Annotated in this window: 13 protein-coding genes and 1 pseudogene; 9 read left to right on the top strand and 5 right to left on the bottom strand. The window is 67.2% G+C overall.

The genetic code is table 11. The annotated features are described in order from the left end of the window. Positions 1–5: 5 nt before the first annotated feature. Positions 6–680 carry an N-acyl amino acid synthase FeeM domain-containing protein gene (locus WJU27_RS07115; RefSeq protein WP_341421590.1) on the bottom strand — a complete coding sequence of 225 codons (675 nt, stop codon included), beginning with the start codon at positions 678–680 and terminating at the stop codon, positions 6–8. A 392-nt stretch (positions 681–1072) separates the two neighbouring features. Then, complete coding sequence (locus tag WJU27_RS07110; RefSeq protein ID WP_341421589.1) at positions 1073–1984, bottom strand: hypothetical protein; 912 nt, start codon at positions 1982–1984, stop codon at positions 1073–1075. A gap of 343 nt (positions 1985–2327) precedes the next feature. Between WJU27_RS07110 and WJU27_RS07105 the strand changes: the two genes are divergently transcribed. The 3 genes from WJU27_RS07105 to WJU27_RS07095 all read left to right on the top strand — a co-directional run bounded on the left by WJU27_RS07105 (position 2328) and on the right by WJU27_RS07095 (position 9539). Further along, entirely contained in the window at positions 2328–7355 is a 5028-nt protein-coding gene (locus tag WJU27_RS07105) for an alpha-2-macroglobulin family protein (RefSeq protein ID WP_341421588.1), read from the top strand. A 28-nt stretch (positions 7356–7383) separates the two neighbouring features. Continuing rightward, positions 7384–8355, top strand: a complete 972-nt coding sequence (locus WJU27_RS07100; RefSeq protein ID WP_341421587.1) for a hypothetical protein — start codon at positions 7384–7386, stop codon at positions 8353–8355. A gap of 197 nt (positions 8356–8552) precedes the next feature. Continuing rightward, positions 8553–9539, top strand: a complete 987-nt coding sequence (locus WJU27_RS07095) for a hypothetical protein (RefSeq protein WP_341421586.1) — start codon at positions 8553–8555, stop codon at positions 9537–9539. Between the two features lie 29 nt (positions 9540–9568). Here WJU27_RS07095 and WJU27_RS07090 read toward each other — a convergent pair whose 3' ends face one another. Then, the gene (locus tag WJU27_RS07090; protein ID WP_341421585.1) at positions 9569–9988 is read right to left on the bottom strand and encodes a hypothetical protein; all 420 of its coding nucleotides are present in this window, start codon (positions 9986–9988) and stop codon (positions 9569–9571) included. 127 nt (positions 9989–10115) lie between these two features. Here WJU27_RS07090 and WJU27_RS07085 point away from each other — a divergent pair, with 127 nt between their 5' ends. The 6 genes from WJU27_RS07085 to WJU27_RS07060 all read left to right on the top strand — a co-directional run bounded on the left by WJU27_RS07085 (position 10116) and on the right by WJU27_RS07060 (position 17480). Further along, a complete protein-coding gene (locus WJU27_RS07085) occupies positions 10116–11171 on the top strand; it encodes a hypothetical protein (RefSeq protein ID WP_020164312.1) in 1056 nt (351 codons plus the stop codon). 114 nt (positions 11172–11285) lie between these two features. Further along, on the top strand, positions 11286–13064 hold the full coding sequence (locus WJU27_RS07080; RefSeq protein WP_341421584.1) for a pyrroloquinoline quinone-dependent dehydrogenase: 1779 nt from the start codon (positions 11286–11288) through the stop codon (positions 13062–13064). A gap of 77 nt (positions 13065–13141) precedes the next feature. Beyond that, a complete protein-coding gene (locus tag WJU27_RS07075; protein ID WP_341421583.1) occupies positions 13142–13381 on the top strand; it encodes a hypothetical protein in 240 nt (79 codons plus the stop codon). Beyond that, positions 13378–15711 (top strand): penicillin-binding protein 1C, encoded by a 2334-nt coding sequence (pbpC, locus tag WJU27_RS07070; protein ID WP_341421582.1) that lies wholly within the window; start codon positions 13378–13380, stop codon positions 15709–15711. Before WJU27_RS07075 ends, pbpC begins: the two co-directional genes overlap by 4 nt. A 315-nt stretch (positions 15712–16026) precedes the next feature. Continuing rightward, positions 16027–16302 carry a cupin domain-containing protein gene (locus tag WJU27_RS07065; protein ID WP_019918632.1) on the top strand — a complete coding sequence of 92 codons (276 nt, stop codon included), beginning with the start codon at positions 16027–16029 and terminating at the stop codon, positions 16300–16302. 275 nt (positions 16303–16577) lie between these two features. Then, positions 16578–17480, top strand: coding sequence for an HDOD domain-containing protein (locus WJU27_RS07060; RefSeq protein ID WP_341421581.1), 903 nt, complete (start codon positions 16578–16580; stop codon positions 17478–17480). Between the two features lie 379 nt (positions 17481–17859). Here WJU27_RS07060 and WJU27_RS07055 read toward each other — a convergent pair. Both WJU27_RS07055 and WJU27_RS07050 read right to left on the bottom strand, forming a co-directional pair. Continuing rightward, positions 17860–18477: pseudogene (locus WJU27_RS07055) on the bottom strand (peroxidase family protein); the annotation flags it as partial. 352 nt (positions 18478–18829) lie between these two features. Then, positions 18830–20176, bottom strand: coding sequence for an ATP-binding protein (locus WJU27_RS07050; protein WP_341421580.1), 1347 nt, complete (start codon positions 20174–20176; stop codon positions 18830–18832). Positions 20177–20415 lie beyond the last annotated feature (239 nt).

Genomic DNA, 20415 nt, shown 5'->3' with positions numbered 1-20415 from the left:
CTCATTCAGTGCAGCGGTGTCCGCGGATCGTGCGCGAGGCAGGCCGGCGGCACGACCATGTCCAGATGCAGCAGTCGGGCGGGCGCGCCTACCCGTTCGCAGGTGCGTTCCGGTCCGCACTCGCGGAAACCGAATTCGCGCCGGTAGTAGCGCGCGTGGCGCGGGTTGACCTCGATCACGCAGTCGGTGGCGCCGAGCGCGACATGCCCCAGCAGCAGCGCGCGGCGCATCAGTTGCGGTGCGAGATCGTCTGGCAGTGCACGCTCGCGTTCGATGGCGAAACGCGTGTATTCGACCAGACGGCGCCCCTGCCGGCGCAGCTCGCCCACGTGTTCGGCATAGCCCGCTTCCGCCTGCAGACGAAGCCGCGTGCCGCAGCGCACGGTCAGCGTGCCGACCACGTCGCCATCCAGCCGTGCCAGCAAGGTCGTTTCACCCTGCCGTGCGGCGCGCTGCTCGACGCCATAGCCACGCCAGCCATAGCAGCGCACGACCAGCGCCTCGGCCGCCGCGAGGTCTGCCGCATCGGCGGCAATCGTGAATTCGATGGCGACCGGCAGCGCAGCCGCATGTTGCAGCGCCGGCGGAGCGACCGCGCGCAGCCGCGGTCGCGGGCGCAGCAGCGGGAAGGGCCGGAAGAGTGCGTCGTTCGCGGCGTCGTGCAGAGTGCGGGGAGACATGGGGAGGCGCCTCGTGTATCGGTGACCGGTATGCAAACTTCAGCAAAGAGATCCTGTGCCGTGATCTGCTTCCTTGCCGAGTGCGCAGCCTGATCTTGGACGGTTTCAGCGTGTTGATGCGGACTTGACGTTTTCATGTCGCCGACAGATGGTCCGGCGATGATCCGCAGCGCCGGAGCGAGCCTGCGACTGGCTTTGTGGGAGGGCTCTTCTGACCCCGGACCGGCGTCTTCGGACTGCTTACGCCGCGTCGCGGCCAAGGCCGCTCCCACAAGTGGCCGCGGCGGGCTATGTGGGAAGGCGCTTTGACCGCGAAAGCGGGCGGCGTCGAAGGCCGCGGATTGCAGCGGCCAGGCGTTTTCTGCAGAGACCCTGGCGCGCCGCGTCAACGATCAGTGCAGCGTGCCCATGCGCGCTACCGCGGCGGCGGTGGCTTCGGCCGACGCGTCGGCAACGTCCATCCAGACCGCACCGTCCTCGCCCAGGCGCGCAGTAAGGCCCATTGCGCCGAGCACGGCGACCACCCGGGTGCGCAGCATGTCCAGCTGCAGCGTGCGCGCTTCGCCTTCGCTGGCGGTGGCGCCGGCCAGCAGCGCGGCGATGCGCGGCCATTCGCGGCCGAGCTGAGAGGCGTCGATGCCGTCCTTCAGTTCGGGGGCGATGTCGGCCACGGTGCGGCCGAGACCGGCCAGGTAGCCGAGGCTGAAGGCAGTGGTCTGCATCAGCAGCGCCAGCCGCGCCATCGAAATGCCGGCCAGCGCGTCGAGATTGCCGTCGAGCCGGTAGTCGGCGAGCGCCCGCTCGCAGGCGGCCGGCAGTTCTTCCAGCAGGCCGAGCAGATGCGGCAGCAGCAGGTCGGCCGTGGCCGGCAGCGACCACGCGCTGGCGCGGTTGGCGCGGTATTCGTCGAACATGCGGGTGACGATGGGCGCGAACTGCGCCGCCAGCGCGTCGGCCGGTGCGGCGGCGACAGGGTCGAGCGTCAGCTGGCCGCGCCACAGTTCGCGGTGCAGCAGGTGCACCAGCTGCAGCAACTGGTCGGTGTCGCCGCCCAGCGCCTGTTCGACATAGTGCGCAGCCAGCGTGATCGTGCAGCCGTCCGCGGCGTCCTCGCGCGTCAGCGGTGGTGCTTCGGTCTGTCCCTGCGCGGGCGCGGCGACGTCGTCGGTCACCACCAGCGCCTTCAGGCGCGACGCATCGAGCGCGCTGTCGCGCGCGTACAGGCGGTCGAGCAGGTCGGCGAGCGTGCTGCGCAGCGTGGCTGCGCCGGCGAGGCGGGCGCCGCGGAGTTCTATCGTGGGCATGGCGGTAAAGCGTTGATTCGTCAGGCCGCGCAGCATAGCGGCGAGCACCGGGCGCGTCCACGCATGGACTCACGCACGTCGGCCGTCACCGCCGGATGAGCGGCTGGCGCTTCGGTCCGGACTGCGATCGCGAGCAAGCTTGCTCCCGTAAAGAAAAGCACCCTCGATGCACTGCCGAGGACGAATTCCCGTGTGGGCGAGCTTGCTCGCGATCGTGGCTGTGGTTCGGGGAAGGTCGGCGCCGTCGCAGTGTGTAGAACGACGCCGACCCGGTGCATTCGTCCGCCATTACACCCCGGCAGCGAGGATAATCCGTCGCGTCATGACATACGGGCGGTCCGCGATGGCGAACGGGAAGGTGGTCGGATGGTTGGCGGCAGCGGTCGTGGTGGCCGCATCGGCCGGTGCATGGTGGCAGTTCGGGCGCACGCCCGAGACAGGTGTGGCGGCAATCGGCGACGATCCGGATACGCCCTTCGCCGTTATGAGCTGCAGTGCGCGCAGCCGCGACGAGGGCCCGGTGCTTGCAGTGACCTTCAGCCGGCCGCTCGCCGCACGGCAGACGCTGAACGACCTGATGAAGGTGACCGACCTCGGCGAAGCGGACGCCGGGCGTGATGCCGCCGACAAGGTCGCCGGCCACTGGCGCGTCGGTGACAATCCGCGCGTCGCCTTCTTTACCGGCGTGCTGCCGAAGCGTCGCTACCGCATCGACATCGCCACCGGCGTAGCGGCGCGCTCCGGCGATCAGCTGGCCGGCGCCCACCAGTGCGAAACGCTGGTCGAGGACATGCCGCCGGCGCACTTCTTCGCCAGCCGCGGCACCGTGCTGCCGGCCGGCCAGAACGGCGGCCTGCCGGTCGTCACCGTCAATACGCCGGAGGTCGACGTACAGTTCCTGCGCGTCGAGCCGGCCCAGCTGCCCGCTTTCCTCGACAAGGTGTATGGCATCCGCCGCAACGAGGCGGCGGAAGAGGGTGAGCCCAGCTATTACGACGACGAGTACTACGACGGCGGAACGGTCGATCTTCGCGGCCGCACCTCGGGCTGGTATCTCGACCGGCTGAAGGATCTGTCGCCCAGCGTCTATCTCGGCCGCTTCCTGACGGACGACAAGAAGGACCGCCGGCACGTGAGCTTCCTGCCGGTCGAGAACATCAAGGAACTGAAGGAGCCCGGCGTCTACATCGCCGTGATGAGCGCGCCTGGGAGTTTTGCGGGCGACTACCAGACCACCTATTTCTACGTCAGCGACATCGGCCTGCATCTGCACCGCAACGGCGGCCGCATCGACGCCTTTGCCACGTCGCTCAAATCGGGTTCCGCCCTCGACGGCGTCGAATTCGAACTGCTCGACGGTGACGGCAAGCGCGTCGCGACGGTGAAGGGAGATGGCGACGGTCGCGCCAGCTTTGATGCGGCACCGGCCGATGCGCGGCTGGTGATCGCGCGGCGCGGACGCGAACTGTCGGTCGTGTCGCTGGCCGAGGCGGCGCTGGACCTGTCGGAGTTCGACACCTCGGGCCTGCTGCCCACCAGCACCAGGCTTTTCGCGTACAGCGGTCGCGACCTCTACCGGCCGGGCGAAACCTTCGACGTGTCGGTGCTGGCGCGCGACGCCGACGGCCGCGCGATCGAGCCGCTGCCGCTCACCGCGGTGCTGAAGCGGCCGGACGGCCGCACCGTGAGCCAGCGCGTCTGGAAAAGTTCGGGCGAACAGCCCGGTTACTACCGCCAGCCGCTGGCCATACCGGCCGACGCGCAGACCGGCGCCTGGACGCTGGAACTGCGCGCCGATCCGGCGGCGAAGCGACCGGACGCCGTCATGCGTTTCAAGGTCGAGGAATTCCTGCCCGAACGGATGAAGCTCGCGCTGAAGAGCGACGAGCGCGTGCTGACCGAAGGCGCGCCTTTCGACATCGGCGTGCAGGGCGACTACCTGTTCGGCGCACCGGCCTCAGGCAACCGCCTGCTGGGCGCGCTCGCCACCGAGCGCCAGCGTTTCGCGCTGGCGCAGAAGAAGCCCGGTTTCATCTTCGGCGACTTCGCCGACGACGCGCTGAAGGGCCGTCGTGAGCTGGAGGAAACTGCGCTCGACGACCGCGGCGCCGCGACCGTCGAAGTGCCCTACGACCCGGGCACCGCGTGCTCGCCGCTGCAACTGCGCGTCAGCCTGAGCCTGCTGGAATCGGCCGGTCGCCCGGTCGTGCGTTCGATCGAGCGCGCGTGGTGGCCGGCGCCAGCGCTGATCGCCGTGCGTCCGCTGTTCGACGGCGACGTCGCGCGCGAATCGGCGCTGGCCGAATTCGAGGTCGGCCGCTTCCTGCCCGACGCCGCCTTCGCGCCTGTCGACAAGGCCAATGTGCGGCTGTTCAGGGAAGAGCGTCAGTACTACTGGCGCTTCGACGACCAGCGCGGCTGGCATTCAGGTTTCAGCGAGAACGACGAACTGGTCGACAGTCGCAGCGTCGCGCTGAAGGCGCAGACCAAGCTCGGCTTTCCGGTCACCTGGGGCCGCTACCGGCTGGAGATCGACGACCCGCAGACCAAACTCACGATGCGCTACCGCTTCTACGCCGGCTGGGGTGCGCAGGACAATGAGGCGCTCGGCAACCGGCCGGACCGCGTGCAGGTGCGGCTCGAAGGTGCGCCCTACAGGGCGGGCGACACGGTGAAGGCGCACCTGACGCCGCCGCACGACGGCGAGGCGCTGGTGCTGATCGAGGGCGACCGCGTGCTGTGGGCGAAGCGGGTCAAGGTGAGTGCCGCCGGCACCGCCATCGACCTGCCGCTGGACAAGAGCTGGAACCGGCACGACCTCTACGCGTCGGTGCTGGCCTTCCGGCCAGGCAGCGAGGGCAGCCGCGTCACGCCGGCGCGCGCGCTCGGATTAGCGCACATCCCGCTCGCGCGTGAGGACCGCCGGCTCAAGGTGGCGCTGGACGCGCCGGCCAAGGTCGAGCCGGAAACGAAAACCACGGTGAAGGTGAAGGTCGATGGCGCGACCGGACAGGCCGCCTGGGTGACGCTGTCGGCGGTGGACCAGGGCATCCTGAACATCACGAAGTTCGCCACCCCCGACCCGCACGGCTACTTCTTCGGCAAGCAGCGTTATGCGCCTGACCTGCTCGACATCTACGGCCGGCTGATCGAGAAGATGGACGGCTCGCGCGGCAAGCTCAAGTGGGGCGGTGATGCCGGCATGCGCGACTCGCAGAGCATGCCGAAGAAGGTGAAGCTGGTCGATCTGTTCTCCGGCCCGGTGAAGCTCGACGACAAGGGCGAGGCGGCGATCACGCTGACGCTGCCCGACTTCAACGGCAGCCTGCGCCTGATGGCGGTCGCCTCGACGCCCGAGCGCTACGGCCACGGCGAGCGCGAACTGACGGTGGCGGCACCCATCGTCGCCGAGCTGTCGACGCCGCGCTTCATCGCGCCGGGCGACAGCGCGAAGGTGGCGCTCGAAGTGACCAATCTGACCGAAACGCCGCAGCAGATCCGACTCATGCTGGCGGCCGAGTCGCCGGCGCGCATCGCAGACGGCACACGCACGCTGACGCTTGCGCCGAAGCAGCGCGAAACGCTGCGCTTCGACGCCGAGGCGGTCGAGGCCGAGGGGCTGGCGCGGCTTAAGCTGGTGCTCGACGCCACTGGCGGCGCGAAGCCGATCCACATCGAACGCGAAGCCGCGCTGCAGGTGACGCCGCCGGTCGCGCTCGAACGCAGCGTGCTGCGCCTGAAGGTCGAGCCGGGCACGCGTCAGGCCATCGACGTCGCGCTGCTGGAGAAATTCTGGCCGGCCTCGGCGACGCTGAACGTGAGCGCCTCGTCCAGCCCGCCGCTGAATATCCGCGAAAGCGTGCGCGGCCTGCTGCGCTACCCCTACGGCTGCGCCGAACAGACGGTCAGCTCCGCCTGGCCGCATGTCATCATCGACGACGCCTACGCGAAGGAACTGAGGCTGAAACAGTACAGCCGGGCGGAGCGCACGGCCATGGTCGAGGGCGCCATCGGCCGGCTGGCCGGCATGCAGGGCGCTTCCGGCGGCATGACGATGTGGGGCGGCGGCGAGTACGAGCACTGGATCAGTGCCTATGTCGCCGGTTTCCTGATCGACGCCAAGGCGGGCGGTTTCACCGTTCCCGAGGCCTTCCAGAAGAAACTGGGCGACTGGATGCTGAAGGAATTCCAGCTCGCGCCGTCGCAGATGCCGCGGTTGCCGGCACAAGCGGGCAACCAGCCCGGCCAGATGGACCTCGTGCGCGGCGCCCATCTTCGCTTCGCCAATGCCGCCCACCTCGGCTACGTGCTGGCGCGTGAGCAGCGCGCGCCGCTGGCCACGCTGCGCCTGCTGCATGACGAGCACCGGCAGCTGGCCAAGTCGCCACTGGCGCTTGCCCACCTCGGTCTGGCGCTGAAGCTGATGGGCGACGAGGCGCGTTCGCGCGTCGCGCTCGACGAGGCGCTGGCCAAGCCCTACGGACTGCGCGGCAACGACAGCGAGTACGAATGGCTGGGCGATTACGGCAGTCCGCTGCGCGACCGCGCCACGCTGTACGCGCTGCTCGCCCGTCACGAGGTCAAGCTCGACCGCGCCGCCAATCTGCTGTTCGAGCTGTCGAATGACACGGCGAAGCGACGCTGGCTGTCGACGCAGGAACAGATCTCGCTGGTGATGGCCGGCCGCGCGGCCGGTCTGGGCGCCGGCAAGCCATGGTCGGCCGCGCTGGAAGGCGGAGCGGACTTCAAGGGCGACAAGCCTGCGCTGCTGCCGGTCGATGCTGCCGCGGCGCGCAAGGGCGCGATGATCAGCAACACCGGCGACGCGCCGCTCTATGTCGAGATCGAGGGCGCCGGTTATCCGAAGGTCGCGCCGCCGGTGGATAACGGACTGGGCACGGCGCAGCGCACGCTGTTCGAAGCCGACGGGCGTCCGTGGGGCGGTCGCGCGCTGAAAGTGGGCGAACTGATGCTGGTACGGGTCGAGGTCAGGCCGACCCGGCGCGCCGACGACGCGCTGGTCGTCGACCGCCTGCCGGCAGGTCTGGAAATCGAGAACCAGAACCTGTCGCAGGGACCTCAGGCGACCGAATTCACGCTGCAGTTGCCGGGCGGCCAGTCGCTGCGCGTGATGGACACGCTGATGGACAACGGGGTGAAACACCGCGAGTACCGCGACGACCGCTTCGTCGCTGCGGTGAAGCTGGATTCGGCGCCACTGAATCTCGTCTATATGGTGCGCGTCGTCACGCCCGGCCACTACACCGTGCCCGGCACCTTCGTCGAGGACATGTACCGGCCGGAACTGCGCATCGTCGGTGAACGCGGCGCGATGCTGGACGTTGTAGACGGCGGATCGGCCCGCAAGTGAGTGCGGCAGGCAACGGGAGGAAGGCATCATGATGCGAAAGCGGTCGGTACATCAGGTGGCCGTGGCAGCCCTGATCGGCATGCTGGTCGGTGCATCGCCGGTGCGGGCGGACAGCCGTGCAGACTTCGACGCCTGGTCGGCGGCGGCGCGCAAGCAGTGCGATGCAGACGCCCGTAAGGGCGGACGACTGGACGGCGTGCTGTTCCATCGCTGCATGGTCGACGCGCACGAAGGTGGCGGCTGGGTCTCGCAGGAACGCATCGAGCGCTGTCGCGAAAAGTCCGGTGCCTTCTGGGGTAACCGCGAGGGCGAGAGCGACGAATCGCTGTGGAATTGCCTGGCCCGAGAGGGCAAGCGGCACGCGGAAAGTGGAGGCGTGGCCGCAGCCAGCGGCAACGCGGCGCTGCAGCGTCACGATTCGCCGGAGCGCGCCACGGCGCGCCGGCCTGTCTGCGAGGACTGGGCGCGCGACAATCTGGAACCCGGCGCTTCGCATCTCGACTACATCGCACGCTGCATGTACTCGACCGCATCGCCTGCAGCGGTGGGCGCGACGATGAGACGTGGCGGCACGAATGACACGATGGGTCAGGATGCTCCCGCGCTGTCGGGTACCGCCGTCGGCGACAACCCGGTGCGAGCGAAGAACCGTGCCTGGTGCGCCGAGCACAACGCGGGCGGTGATCGCACCGGCCTGCTGCGCTATGACTGCAGTTGCGTCGACAGCAGCACGGCAATGCAGCAGCGCGCCAAGAAGCTGGACGATGCGGCGATTGTCGCCCGCAGGTTCGACCTGAGCACCTGCGTCGATCGCAGCGCGACCGCCGAGCGCGTGGTGGCTGACATGGGCGGGCGCACCCTCGGCAGCCTGTTCGACAGTGACGACGACATCCGCGCGCGAGAGGCCTGCTATCGCCGCGCGATCGGCAAGGACATCAAGGCGGTCGATCTGGCCGACGACGCGCGCCTGCGCAGCGCACTTAACCGGATCTGCAGATAGCCTGCTCGCGAGGATCGCTCGCAGACAGGCAAGCCGAGCCCCGTGCAGGAGCGGCCCTCTGACCGCGGCGCGGCGGGGATCCCGCTCCGCCTCCGCTTCACCCGCAGTTTCGTTGCGCCGCAACGTGCAGCGGCGACCGGGACGGCGTTCAATTGCAGCAGAGCGGCATCCGTTCATTTTCATGACGGGAGCGACCGATGAAGGCCTCGTTTGTCAGAACGTATCTGGTTGCCACCGCTGTTGCCTGGGGAGCGTGCCCTCCACTGCCCGCCGCTGCGGCGTCGGAGGGGGCGAAGGCGTATCTCGAATGGTCGGATGGCGTGCGCAGACAGTGCGACAGGGCGGGAGGCGATGCGCAGCGCTATCGCTGCATGGCGGACGCTCATATCTCGGATGGGCGCGTGCCACCGGACAAGATCGAATTTTGCCGCAGCAGGGCGGCGCAACTGCGGGAGAGCCGGCCGGGCGATCGCGATCAGTCGCTGTGGATGTGCCTGTCACGCGAGGGCAAGCGTCATGCCGAGCGAGGCGCGGCGTCCTCCGGCGCGCCGTCGCCGCGCGAGCGGGTGGCGGCGCAGCGGGCCGATTCGGCGGCTGGCACGGCGATCGATCCACGGCAGGACAGGATGGCGCGGCAGCCCGCCTGCGAGGCATGGGCAGCCGACAATATTGGTGACCCCGGCCTGCGAAAGTCCTATATGGCGCGCTGCCTGCACGGGCAGGGAACGCCGGAAGCCCTTGGAGCCGGCTACCGCAAGGGGCCCATGCCCCTTTCTGCCGCAGCGCCGGCGGGTGACGCCGGTGCGGTGCGCGCGAAGAATCGCGACTGGTGCGCGAAACAGAACGCCGGTCGCGGCGGCTCCGGGTATCTGCGCTACGACTGCGATTGCGTCGATCGCGAAACTGCTCGTCATCAGGCCGAGGGCCGGCTGGGCGAGCGGATGATCGCGCAGCAGCAATTCGACCTGAACCCCTGCGTGAACCGGGCGGCGACCGCCGACCAGGTGGTCGCCGGCATGCTCGATCCGGGCATGCGCAGGATGTATGGCAGCGAGGCGCGTGCGAATGCGATCGAGGCCTATTACCGGCGCGCGGTGGAGCGCGACATGGACGTGTCGGAGCTGGCTGATTACGGTCGCCTGCGTGGTCAGTTGTCGCAGCGATGCAACAAGGCGGGGTTGTAGGCGGGGGCGCCAGCCACGCAGCGCTCTGTTCAGGTGCCGCTGCCGAAGTAGTGGCGAAAGGCCTCGTCCGAGGTCTGGGTGTTCAGCTCATGAACCTGCATCGGCATCATTACGCTGCCGCTCGACCACAGATAGTGCTTGCGGAACCACTCGCGCAGTTCGGGTGAGCATTTTTCCATCGGGCCGTCACGGCCTGCTTCGATCAGGTAGTGCAGCACGCGGTCGGCGCCCGGCGTGTCGCGGGTGACCATGCGGTGCTTTTCCAGCGGGTGGAACAGCCGGCCGACGTCGTAGGCGGTGACCGTTGCCGGCAACTCGGTCAGGCGCCGGTCCAGTCGATCCAGCGCGCTTTCCCATGCCGGGTCGAGACGGAAGCGCTGCTTCAGGCTGGCTACCCAGGCGCGCAGCAGGCGCACGTAGTCGTGTTCTGTCGCTCGTTCACCGTTCATTGATGTTGTCCTTCGTCGGCATGCGGAACTGTTGTGCTATCGGCATCGACCCGGCCGGCTTGAGAATGCGCATGTGCTGCCGTTACCGGATGAACGTGCGCCAACCACTCTTCACCCACTGAACTCCATGCCCGAATTCCTGAACGACGTCGTCGCCGCCCAGCCGCCGCTTGCGCGCGCGCTGTGGGCCGTCGTTTCGCTGGCATTGCTGGTCGCCGCCCTTGTCGTGCTGCGGCTGGAGCGGCGCATGTTCGTGGCACGCGGCAAGGGGGCGTCGTGGTGGGTGGTGCGGCTGGCTTCGCTGCCGGCGCTGGCCGTCGTCGTGGCGGCGGTGTTCGGCCCGGCGCGTGCGGTGTCGGGCATGGAAGGGTTGGCGGTGTTCTACCTGCTGCTGCTCGGCGTGGCGCCGCTGCTGTGGTTCGGCGTGCACCTGCTGGCCGGCTGGCTTGCCTCGCCGCGCTTGTCGCGCGGCGAATCCGCATGGATCGCCGGCAGCGGCCTGATGCTGCTGCTGTGTCCGCCAGCGGTGTTCACCGCGCTGCAGACGCCAGTGTTCATGATCTCGCGCCAGTTCGACGCCGTCGCCCGCGCCTCGCGTCCCGAAACGCCGTTGCCGCATCGCGCCGACGCGGCCCAGCGCTTTCGTCTCGGCGACGCCGGCGTGCTCGTTGCACAGTCGCTGATCGCGCCGCCGGGCGTGCAGATCGAGCGCGTCGAAGCGCTGCAGGGCGGGCTGTGGGCCGACACCGCCACGCAGATGCATCCCTGGCTGTGCCGCAACGGCGAAGACCTGCATCTGGCCTGGGCCGACGGCAGCGAACCGCCGCCGCTGCGCATCTACTGGCGCGACACGGCGGGCCAGGCGTGGCAGAGCGGCATCGAGGTCGCACCTGCCGCCGTGTCCGAGCAGGACTTCGTCGTCGGCTGGCGCGACGACGGCTTCGACCTGCCGGTACCGTTGTCGCGCGATCGCGTGCAGCCGGGCTGGCTGGCCGACGGACGACTGCACTACCGCAGCCTGAACGGCGTGCTGCAGCCGGGTGAAAGCGCGCGCGACGACTGCGTCATGCGCGGATACCGGCGTGTAGCCGCGGAGACGGAGGGGCAGGTGGCCGCCGTTCTGCTGCGCATCGAGCGCCCGGCGCAGGGCGGCACCCTGACCTACCTGCTCGATCGCCCCTGAGTCTTCGCCCCGCCGCGCGGGGAAGCTGCCACCGGTAGATGCGGCAAATTGCCTGTACGGCGCGAGCTGCAGCGGCCCTACCATCCCGTCGGCATCGACGACGGAGCGGGGCGAATGAGTAGGGATCACGGAATGTGCAGGCTGGCCGGCCGCCTGCTGTGGGCGCTGGCACTGACGACCGCCGCTGCGGCGCATGGCGATGGTGGCAGTGGCGACTGGCCGCTGCACGGCAATGACGCCGGCGGTCAGCGGCACGCGCGGCTGGACCAGATCAACCGCGACAACGTGGCGCAGCTCGAACCGGCCTGGACCTGGCGCAGCGGCGTCAAGGCCACCTTCCAGGCGACGCCCATCGTGGTCGGCGACAGGATGTACCTGTCCTTGCCCTTCAGCCACGTCGCCGCCCTCGACGCGCGCAGCGGCCGCGAGCTGTGGCGTTACGAACATCCGCGCCCCGCGGGTCGGCTGTGCTGCGGGCCTGCCAATCGAGGCGTGGCGGTGCGCGACGGCCGCGTCTTCGTCGGCACCGTCGATGCCCGTCTGATCGCGCTCGACGCGCGCACCGGCCAGCCGCTGTGGAATGTGGCGGTGGCCGACGCCGCGCCTGCGACCGAGCAGGCGGGTCAACTGCCGGAGAGCGACCCGCTGAGCCGGCGCGAAACCCAGGGCTCGACCGGCGTCGGCATCGCGATGGCGCCGCAGGTGGCCGGCGACCTGGTCATCGTCGGCATCACCGGCGTCGGCTACGGCCTGCACCCGGAGAACGCGGTGGTCGGCTTGCCGGGGCAGTACGGGCGGCCCGGCGTGCTGGCTGCCTTCGACGCCGCCAGCGGCCGGCGTGTGTGGCAGTTCGACGTGACCGGCCCCGGCTGGGAGGGCTCATTCGCGGCCCGCACCGCCGATGGCCTGGATCTCGGCCGCGACCTGCCGGCCGAACGCGCGGCGCTCGCCCGCGAGGGCGGGGCATGGCGCCATGGGGGCGGCTCGCTGTGGGCGACGCCGGCCATCGACGCCGAACGCGGACTGATCTTCTTCGGCACCGGCAATCCGTCGCCACAGATGGCCGACGGTTCGCGTCCCGGCGACAACCTGTACACCGCCTCGCTGGTCGCGCTGGACCTGCGTACCGGCCGCCTTGTGTGGCATTACCAGCAGGTGCCGCACGATCGCTGGGGCTACGACGTCGCCAGCCCGCCGGTGCTGTTCGAGCTGCAGCAGGGTGGCGAGCGCATCCCGGCGCTGGCGCAGCCGAGCAAGCTGGGCTGGGTCTATGTGCATGACCGGCGCGACGGTCGCCTGCTGTTTCGCTCCGAGGCCTTCGTGCCGCAGCAGAACCTGTTCGCCGCGCCCAGTGCCGAGGGCGTCGTGATCGCGCCGGGCATCGCTGGCGGCGCCAGCTGGTCGCCCTCGGCGCTCGATCCGCAGCAGGCGCTGCTGTTCGTGCCCGGCATCCACCTGCCGACCCGCTACACGGTGCGCGAGGCCGAGCGTGCCGATGGCAGCCGCTTCCAGTACGTGGTCAGCGAACCGGAAGGTCCGCGTGGCGGCGTGCTGGCGGCCGTCGACCTCGCCCGCGAAGGGCGGCTGCGCTGGCAGGTGAAGCTCGACCAGCCCATGGTCGGCGGCGTGCTGTCGACGGCCGGCGGGCTGCTGTTCACCGGTATCGGCGAGCGCAGCTTCGCCGCCTTCGACAGCGGCAGCGGCATGCGGCTGTGGTCGTGGCAGGTCGACGCCGGCGTCAATGCGCCGCCCGTCAGCTACGCGATCGACGGTCGCCAGTACGTCGCGGTCGCCGCTGGCGGCAACGCATTGTTCGGCTTCCCGCAGGGTGACGGCCTGCACGTGTTCGCGCTGCCGGCGCCGGCCGTCGCGGCGACGACCGGCGCACGCTGAGCGACCGGCACCGATATCGGTTAGATTGCGGGCCTCGACCGCCGGCGCATCGCCGCGCCGGCATCCGATCGCTCGCCATGAAAACCCTCGCCACCATCGCCAACGGACTCGACGCCCGCATGCTGCGCGACGTGCTCGCGCTCGAAGGCCTGCACGTCAAGCTGACGGCCAGCTCTGCCGACGCGCGGCAGGGCGGGGCGGTCACGCTGCTGATCGAGGATGCCGAGTTCGAGCGTGGTCAGGCGCTGCTCGCGCGCTGGATGGCGGAACACCCGGCGCCCGGGTCCGATCCGGTTCCTCCCCCACCCGCTGAATGAAGTCGGCCAGCGCGGCATGGCGGCGGCGCATCGTCGCCGGCATCCTGCTGTTGCTGGTCGCGCTGTGGCTGCTCGACCGCCTCTTTCCTCCTCCGCTGCCGTCCGGCAACGACGGCTTCATCGTGCTGGCGCGCGACGGCAGCCCGCTGCGCGCCTGGCCGGGCAGCGACGGCGCCTGGCGCTACCCGGTCACGCCGGCCGAGGTGTCGCCGCGCTACATCGACGCGCTGCTCGGTTATGAAGACCGCTGGTTCCGCTGGCATCCGGGCGTCAATCCGGCTTCGCTCGCGCGCGCCGCCTGGCAGTGGGCCACCACCGGCCGCATCGTGTCCGGCGGCTCCACACTGACCATGCAGGTGGCGCGCATCCTCGAACCGGTGCCGCGCACGCCGCGCGGCAAGCTGCGCCAGATCGTACGTGCGCTGCAGCTGGAATGGCGGCTGTCGAAGGACGACATCCTGACGCTCTACCTGAATCACGCGCCGATGGGCGGCATCGTCGAAGGCGTCGAAATGGCCAGCCGTGCCTATCTCGGCAAGCCTTCGCGCGATCTCAGTCACGCCGAAGCGGCGCTGCTCGCCACACTGCCACGCGCGCCCAGTCGCCTGCGTCCGGATCGCGCGCCGCAGGCGGCCCAGATCGCGCGCGACCGCGTGCTGGCGCGGCTGGAAAGCTTCGACATCTGGTCGTCCGAAGTGGTGGCCGATGCGCGCATCGAGCCGGTGATCGCGCAGAAGCTGCAGGGCGCCTGGCTCGCGCCACTGGCCGCCGAGCGCCTGCGCAGTCGCGCGCGCAAGGCCGGCGCCGCCGGCCTTACCCGGGTCGCCAGCACGCTGGACCGCGAACTGCAGGCCACGGTCGAGCGCCTGCTGGCCGACCGCGCCAGCGTGCTGCCGCCGCGGGTGTCCATCGCCGCGCTGGTGGTCGACGCCGCCACGCTGGAAGTGCGTGCCTACGCCGGCTCGGCCGACTTCAGCGACAACGCGCGTGGCGCCCACGTCGACATGGTGCGCGGCGTGCGTTCGCCCGGCTCCGCACTCAAGCCCTTCCTGTACGCGATGGCGCTGGACGACGGCCTGATCCACTCCGAAAGCCTGCTGATCGATGCGCCACAGGCCTTCGGCGGCTACCAGCCCGGCAATTTCCAGGCGGACTTCTCCGGGCCGGTCAGCGTGTCCGAGGCGCTGCAGAGATCGCTCAACGTGCCGGCCGTCGACCTGCTGGACCAGATCGGCCCGGCGCGTTTCGCCGCGCGGCTGGCTCAGGCCGGCATCAAGCCGCGCATCGCTACCGGCGAACAGCCCAACCTCAGCCTCATCCTTGGCGGCGCTGGCGTCACGCTGGAGGAACTGGTCGGCGGCTACCGCGCGCTCGCCGCCGACGGTTTGGCCGGCAAACCGCGTCTGACGCCTGAGGCCCCGGTCGAGGAAACGCGGCTGATGAGTGAGGGTGCCGCGTGGATCGTGCGCGACATCCTGGAAGGCGGTGGTCACCCGGACCGGCCCTTCATCGAGGGCGGCGGCGCCGCGCCGCTGGCATGGAAGACTGGCACCAGCTTTGGCTTCCGCGACGCCTGGGCGGTCGGCGTGTCCGGCCGCTACGCGCTGGGCGTGTGGCTGGGTCGGCCGGACGGCACGCCCAACCCCGGCTTTTTCGGCGCCAATGTCGCTGCACCCCTGCTGAAGGACATCGCCGCCGCACTGCCGCGCGAGCTCATCCCGCCGCGCGAACGGCCGGCCTCGGTGCAGCCGGTCGACATCTGCTGGCCCTTGGGCACGGCCGCTGCTGACACCCCCGCGCCACTGTGCCACCGCCGCCGCGCCGCCTGGTCACTGGCTGGCGCCGTGCCGCCCACCCGGCCCGACCGCATCGACGGCAGCAGCCTGCGCCAGACCCTCTGGATAGACCCGGCCAGCGGTCTGCGCACGGTGCCCGGCTGCGGCCACGGTGAGCCGCGCGACACCGCCCGCTGGCCCACCTTGCTGCAACCGTGGCTCGACGGCTGGCTACCCGCCGATCAGCGTATCCCCGACTGGCAACCCGGCTGCGCCCCGACCGGCGGTACCCCCGCCGCCACGCTGCGCATCGTCGGCCTCAGCGAAGGCAGCCGCCTGCGCCCGGCACCGCAGCACCACCACGTGTCGCTGCAGCTCGCCGTGCGCGGCGCGCAGGGGCCCGTGTACTGGCTGCTGGACGGGCAGAGGGTGATGCCGGACGCCGGTGGCAAACTGCTGCTGAACGAGGCGGGTACGCACCGCCTGACCGTGATGGACGAAGCGGGGAGGCATCACAGTGTCCGTTTCACGGTGGATGCGCCGCCCGGGATCTAGCCGGTGCGAACTGGCACCCTTTCCGGTCGTTCAGCCTGCGGCACGGTGTGACGGTGCTGTTCGGGGTTCATTCGCGAGCAGACCTCGCTCCGGCAGTGTTCCGTTCCTGACATTCCGATTCGCGAAAACCGGCGGCACCGAAACGATGTGGTCCGATTCGGCGATGCCGCGCCGCGTTGCCTTGACCCTTGGGCCGACCGCCGTGAGCATGCAAGCCTCGGTAACGGTCACGCTGTGGGGGACCGTCCATCGCTTTTCTCGCCGTCAGGCGGCTCCGCCTTTCGTTTCAACCTCCCATCCAATCAAGGAACAGTCATGACTCAAATCGTCGTCGATCACAACCCGACCGAAGAGAAGCTGAAGGAGCTGGGCGTGTCCAGCTGGTCGATCTGGGAAAAGGAAGTGTCGAAGTTTCCGCTCGACTTCTCGATGACCGAAAGCGCCTACCTGCTCGAAGGCGAAATCCACGTGACGCCGCAGGGCGGCGACAAGGTGGTGATCAAGGCCGGCGACTTCGTCGTGTTCCCGAAGGGCATGAAGTCGATGTGGGAAGTCGTGAAGCCGCTGCGCAAGCACTACAAGCACAGCTGAGCGCACCCGCTTGCACGACGAAAGGGCCTTGATGTTTCAAGGCCCTTTTTGTTTGCGTGGACGGTGATCGGCTCCCGAGCGACGGCGAAGTGCCACATAGTTGTCAGGTGCCGTGGATTGTTCAGGCGGATGATGCACGCAGTCCTGAACGCGGATGGCGGCTCTCCGGGTGCATCCGCTTGCGTCGCCCGCGTGTAGAGGATGGAACGAGGCCGGTTGCTGTTCCGGTCAGCCCGCAGGCCCGGCCTGTGCCGTCGTCCGCCAGGGAGAACGGATTGAATCCATCGTTCAGCGCCACGATGCCCTCCGTCGCCACGCGCGACTTCGCGCCGATGCTTTCGCCTGCTGACGACAGCGTCCGCGCCTTCGACCTGCTTGCCGACCTCGCGCGCGATCTGCGGCCGGGGGTGATCTTTCCGATCTGTTTCGACGCACTGCTGTGCGTGCGGCAGACCTTGCGCGCGCCCGAGGTGACGACGCCCCATCTGGCAGGCGCGGCGCGGGTCGATCCGCTGCTGTGTGCGCGGCTGCTCAGGCGCGCGAACCGCGGTCGGCGTGCCGAGCCGGTGACCGGCGTGCGCGATGCGCTGGCCAGGCTGGGCGCGGACCGGGCGCAGCGCGTGGCGCGTGCGGTGTCCTGTGGCCAGATCGGCTGTGCGCGGCAGCTTTCGCACGTCGACGAACTGTCGCGTCGGCTGTGGCTGCACACGCTGCGTACGGCGGCCGGCGCCTTCGTGCTGGCGCGCCGGCTCACGTCACTCGATCCGGACGAGGCGATGACGGCAGGGCTGCTGCACGACATCGGTGCCTTCTACCTGCTGGACCGCCTGGCGCGGCGCCCGTCGGCGGCGTTCGACGCGCAGGACATCAATGCGCTCATCCTCGAATGGCACGAAAGCGTGGGCGAATCGCTGCTGCAGTCGCTGGGCGTGCCCGAGGTGCTGATCGACGCGATGCGCGATCACGAACAGCCGCGCGCAAGCACCGGCATGCCGCGCTCGCTGTCGGATCTGGTGTTCACCGCCAGCGTGCTGGCCGGCGGCGCGAGCGAGCTGTACGACGATCCGGTATGCCATGTCAGCCAGCGCCCGGCGCCGACGCGCGAGCGATTCGCTGGGCTGCTGCCGGAGATCGAACAGGTGTACGGCGTGCTGCGGCGCGGGGCGATGCAGGGGTAAGGCTGGTTTCTCTAGTGTGAGGGGCCTTGGCCGCGATGCTGCGGATGCGGGCCGCAGGCTTCGCTTCAAGCTGCAATCGCGAGCAAGCTCGCTCCCACACAACCCCGGCTCCGGCAGCGATCAGGGAGCGCTTCTTGTGGGAGCGGCCTTGGCCGCGATGCGGCCGTCGTGGGCCGCCGGCTTCGATGCAGGCCAATGTCGGGGTCAGAAGACCCCTCCCACAGAAACTCGGCCCTGGCTCAGCCGGCGAATCGGGCGCCCTCTGTGGGAGCGGCCTTGGCCGCGATACGGCAGCGGCAGACCGCCGACTTCGGTGCAGATCAAGAAAAAGCCCGCCCCGCGGATGCGGAGGCGGGCTTTGTCATTCCGGCCGGCGACTTCAGACGAGGTCGAAGCGGTCGGCGTTCATCACCTTGGTCCAGGCGGCGACGAAGTCGCGGACGAACTTTTCCTTGTTGTCGTCCTGTGCATAGACCTCGGCGTAGGCGCGCAGGATGGAGTTCGAACCGAACACCAGATCGACGCGGGTTGCCGTCCATTTCACCTGACCGGTCTTGCGGTCGACGATTTCGTACAGATTGCTGCCGGCCGGCTTCCAGCGGTAGGCCATGTCGGTCAGATTGACGAAAAAGTCGTTCGTCAGCGCGCCGACGCGGTCTGTGAATACGCCGTGCGGGCTGCCGCCGTGATTGGTGCCGAGCACGCGCAGGCCGCCGATCAGCGCGGTCATTTCCGGGGCGGTGAGGCCGAGGAGCTGGGTGCGGTCGAGCAGCAGTTCTTCCGGCTTCACCACGTAGTCGCGCGGTTGCCAGTTGCGGTAGCCGTCGGCGGCCGGCTCGAGCACTTCGAACGATTCGACGTCGGTCTCCATGGCGATGCGTTCGTACACCGACAGTAGCCGGGCGAGGCGGGCCGGTTCGTTGGCTTCCCAGTCCTTCTGTGGCGCGAGGCGGATGCGGGCGCCGGCCACGCGGTAAGCGCCCGCTGCATGCCACGCTGCGCATCGTCGGTCTTAGCGATGTCAGCCGCCTGAGCCCGGCCCCGCATTGGCGCCACGTGCCATTGCAACTCGCGATGCGTGGCGCTCAGAGGTCGGGGCATTGGTTGACGGACGGAGGAGGGGGTCGTCGGATGTAGCTGGCAAGCAGCTGCTGAACGAGACAGGTGTACACAGGCTGACCGTGATGTACGACGAGGGGAGACATCACAGCGCGGTGTTTGATTTGGACTTAGCCTCCTCGGAATTAAGTGATCGAAAACTGAAGGGACTCTCTTCGCGAATGGCCAAAATAAATCGACCTGGATAGATTCGTGTGCGCCACGATTTTCTTATATTTTTCCAAATACAATCAACTAGTCTTGTTTTTTCTTGTGTCAATTACTAATTTAAAATTTTCACGAAATTCGACGTGAATTTTTTCGGTTAGAAATTTCAGGAGCGTCTGTTCGAAGTCGCTGCTGGATATTCTGCTGGAGGATGTTTCTTGTTTCTGAAATTGTGCCATTGCATAGGCGCGATAAATTGGATCGGAGAATGAGTATAAGCCCGAGTTTGAGTCGTGGCGAAGAAGGCCTCCATACTCCGGAGTACAAAGTTTTGGGAGTAAGTATTTCAAGTTTGCTTCTGGGTATTTGGGTTCGGTGCGTTGTATTTTTTTGTGAATGTCTGTGCGTGCGGCTCCACTTTCGTTGAGGCTGCTAAGTGCCTTGATGATTAAGGTGGCATTGGAAAACTTTGTCTTTCGACGCTGTTTTAGTGCTTTGTCAAATGCGCTTTTTATGCTATCTGAAGCCTCTTCTACGTACGTCCTAACTGCGTCTTCGCAATGTTGATTGGATAGTACAAAGGGGTCTCCGGTGACAGTCTCTTTGATTCCGGCAACGTTGCACATGTTCAAGCACAGGTGGTGGCAAACAGAAGCCAGACCGTTTGAGTGCCGTGAAATCAATCGTCTAATTTCGTCCTTGAATCTGATATTAAGTGCATTTTCACCCTTTGTGATAATCTCCGCAATCTCTTGTTCTGTCATTAGGGTGACTTGGATTTCTGCTACTCTATTGCGCATTTCAGGATCGTAATCCACCACTTGCCTAGCAGTGTCCACTGCCCCAAGCGCAATAATCTTAAGTTCTGGATAGTCGTCCGAAAGATCCATGAAGACCTTCATTAACTGGGAAAGCTCTTCTTTTTCTGATTCGTCTATCTTATGAAAATCTTCTAGAACCCAGCATGCATTTTGATCGCCGAGAAAACGCCCTAGCGTTTGCGGCGTTAGTTGAGGTGGAAGTATCCTGCTTTGTTTTTCTGTTTCGTCGATTGAAGAAGTGGAAGATATTTTTGCTTGTAGTGCTTTGTACATTGCACCAAGATCTACGCTCAGTGATTTTCTCTGGGTCTTGTTTCGCTCTTGAGTGTAGTAAGGTGCTAGTTGGTCGAATGCGTCGAGCACCAGTTGGTCAAATTTTAGTCCTTTCATGCAGCGTGTAGTTATGTGGTGCTCGTAGAGTTGATTTAGTTTGTTTACGAGTAAAGTGGTTTTTCCAGTCCCTGAGTGTCCGTAAACAACTATTTGTTTTCCGGGTGTTGTAAGTGAGTTGACGAGTTTGTCGTTCACTGTTATCCGTTCGACAAAAGCTATTCTGGCCGGCTTTGTCGGGGTGAATACGTCGCGGGTTTGATAAATTTCTTTTTTCATTTTCTTTGTTTGTGTTTTAAGGTTGTTTTTAATTTCTTTTCTTGCGCTGTCTTCTTTGAGGTGGGTTGTTCAATTTTTAAAAACCTGACGCCGCTCCAGAACGCCTAGAAAATAGAACCCCGCTCTCGTATTAATTCGGAGAGCTAGCGATCACCATTGCACATTTTCTGTTTCTAGTCATCGAACAGAGAGTTTTTTGCGTGCATGTCATGATGCGATAGTAGCGGAAAATCCTGTAT

This window comes from Methyloversatilis sp. NSM2, assembly GCF_038066675.1.
In the GTDB taxonomy this organism is placed as follows: Bacteria; Pseudomonadota; Gammaproteobacteria; order Burkholderiales; family Rhodocyclaceae; genus Methyloversatilis; species Methyloversatilis discipulorum_A.
This window is presented reverse-complemented; position numbering and strand designations above follow the sequence as displayed.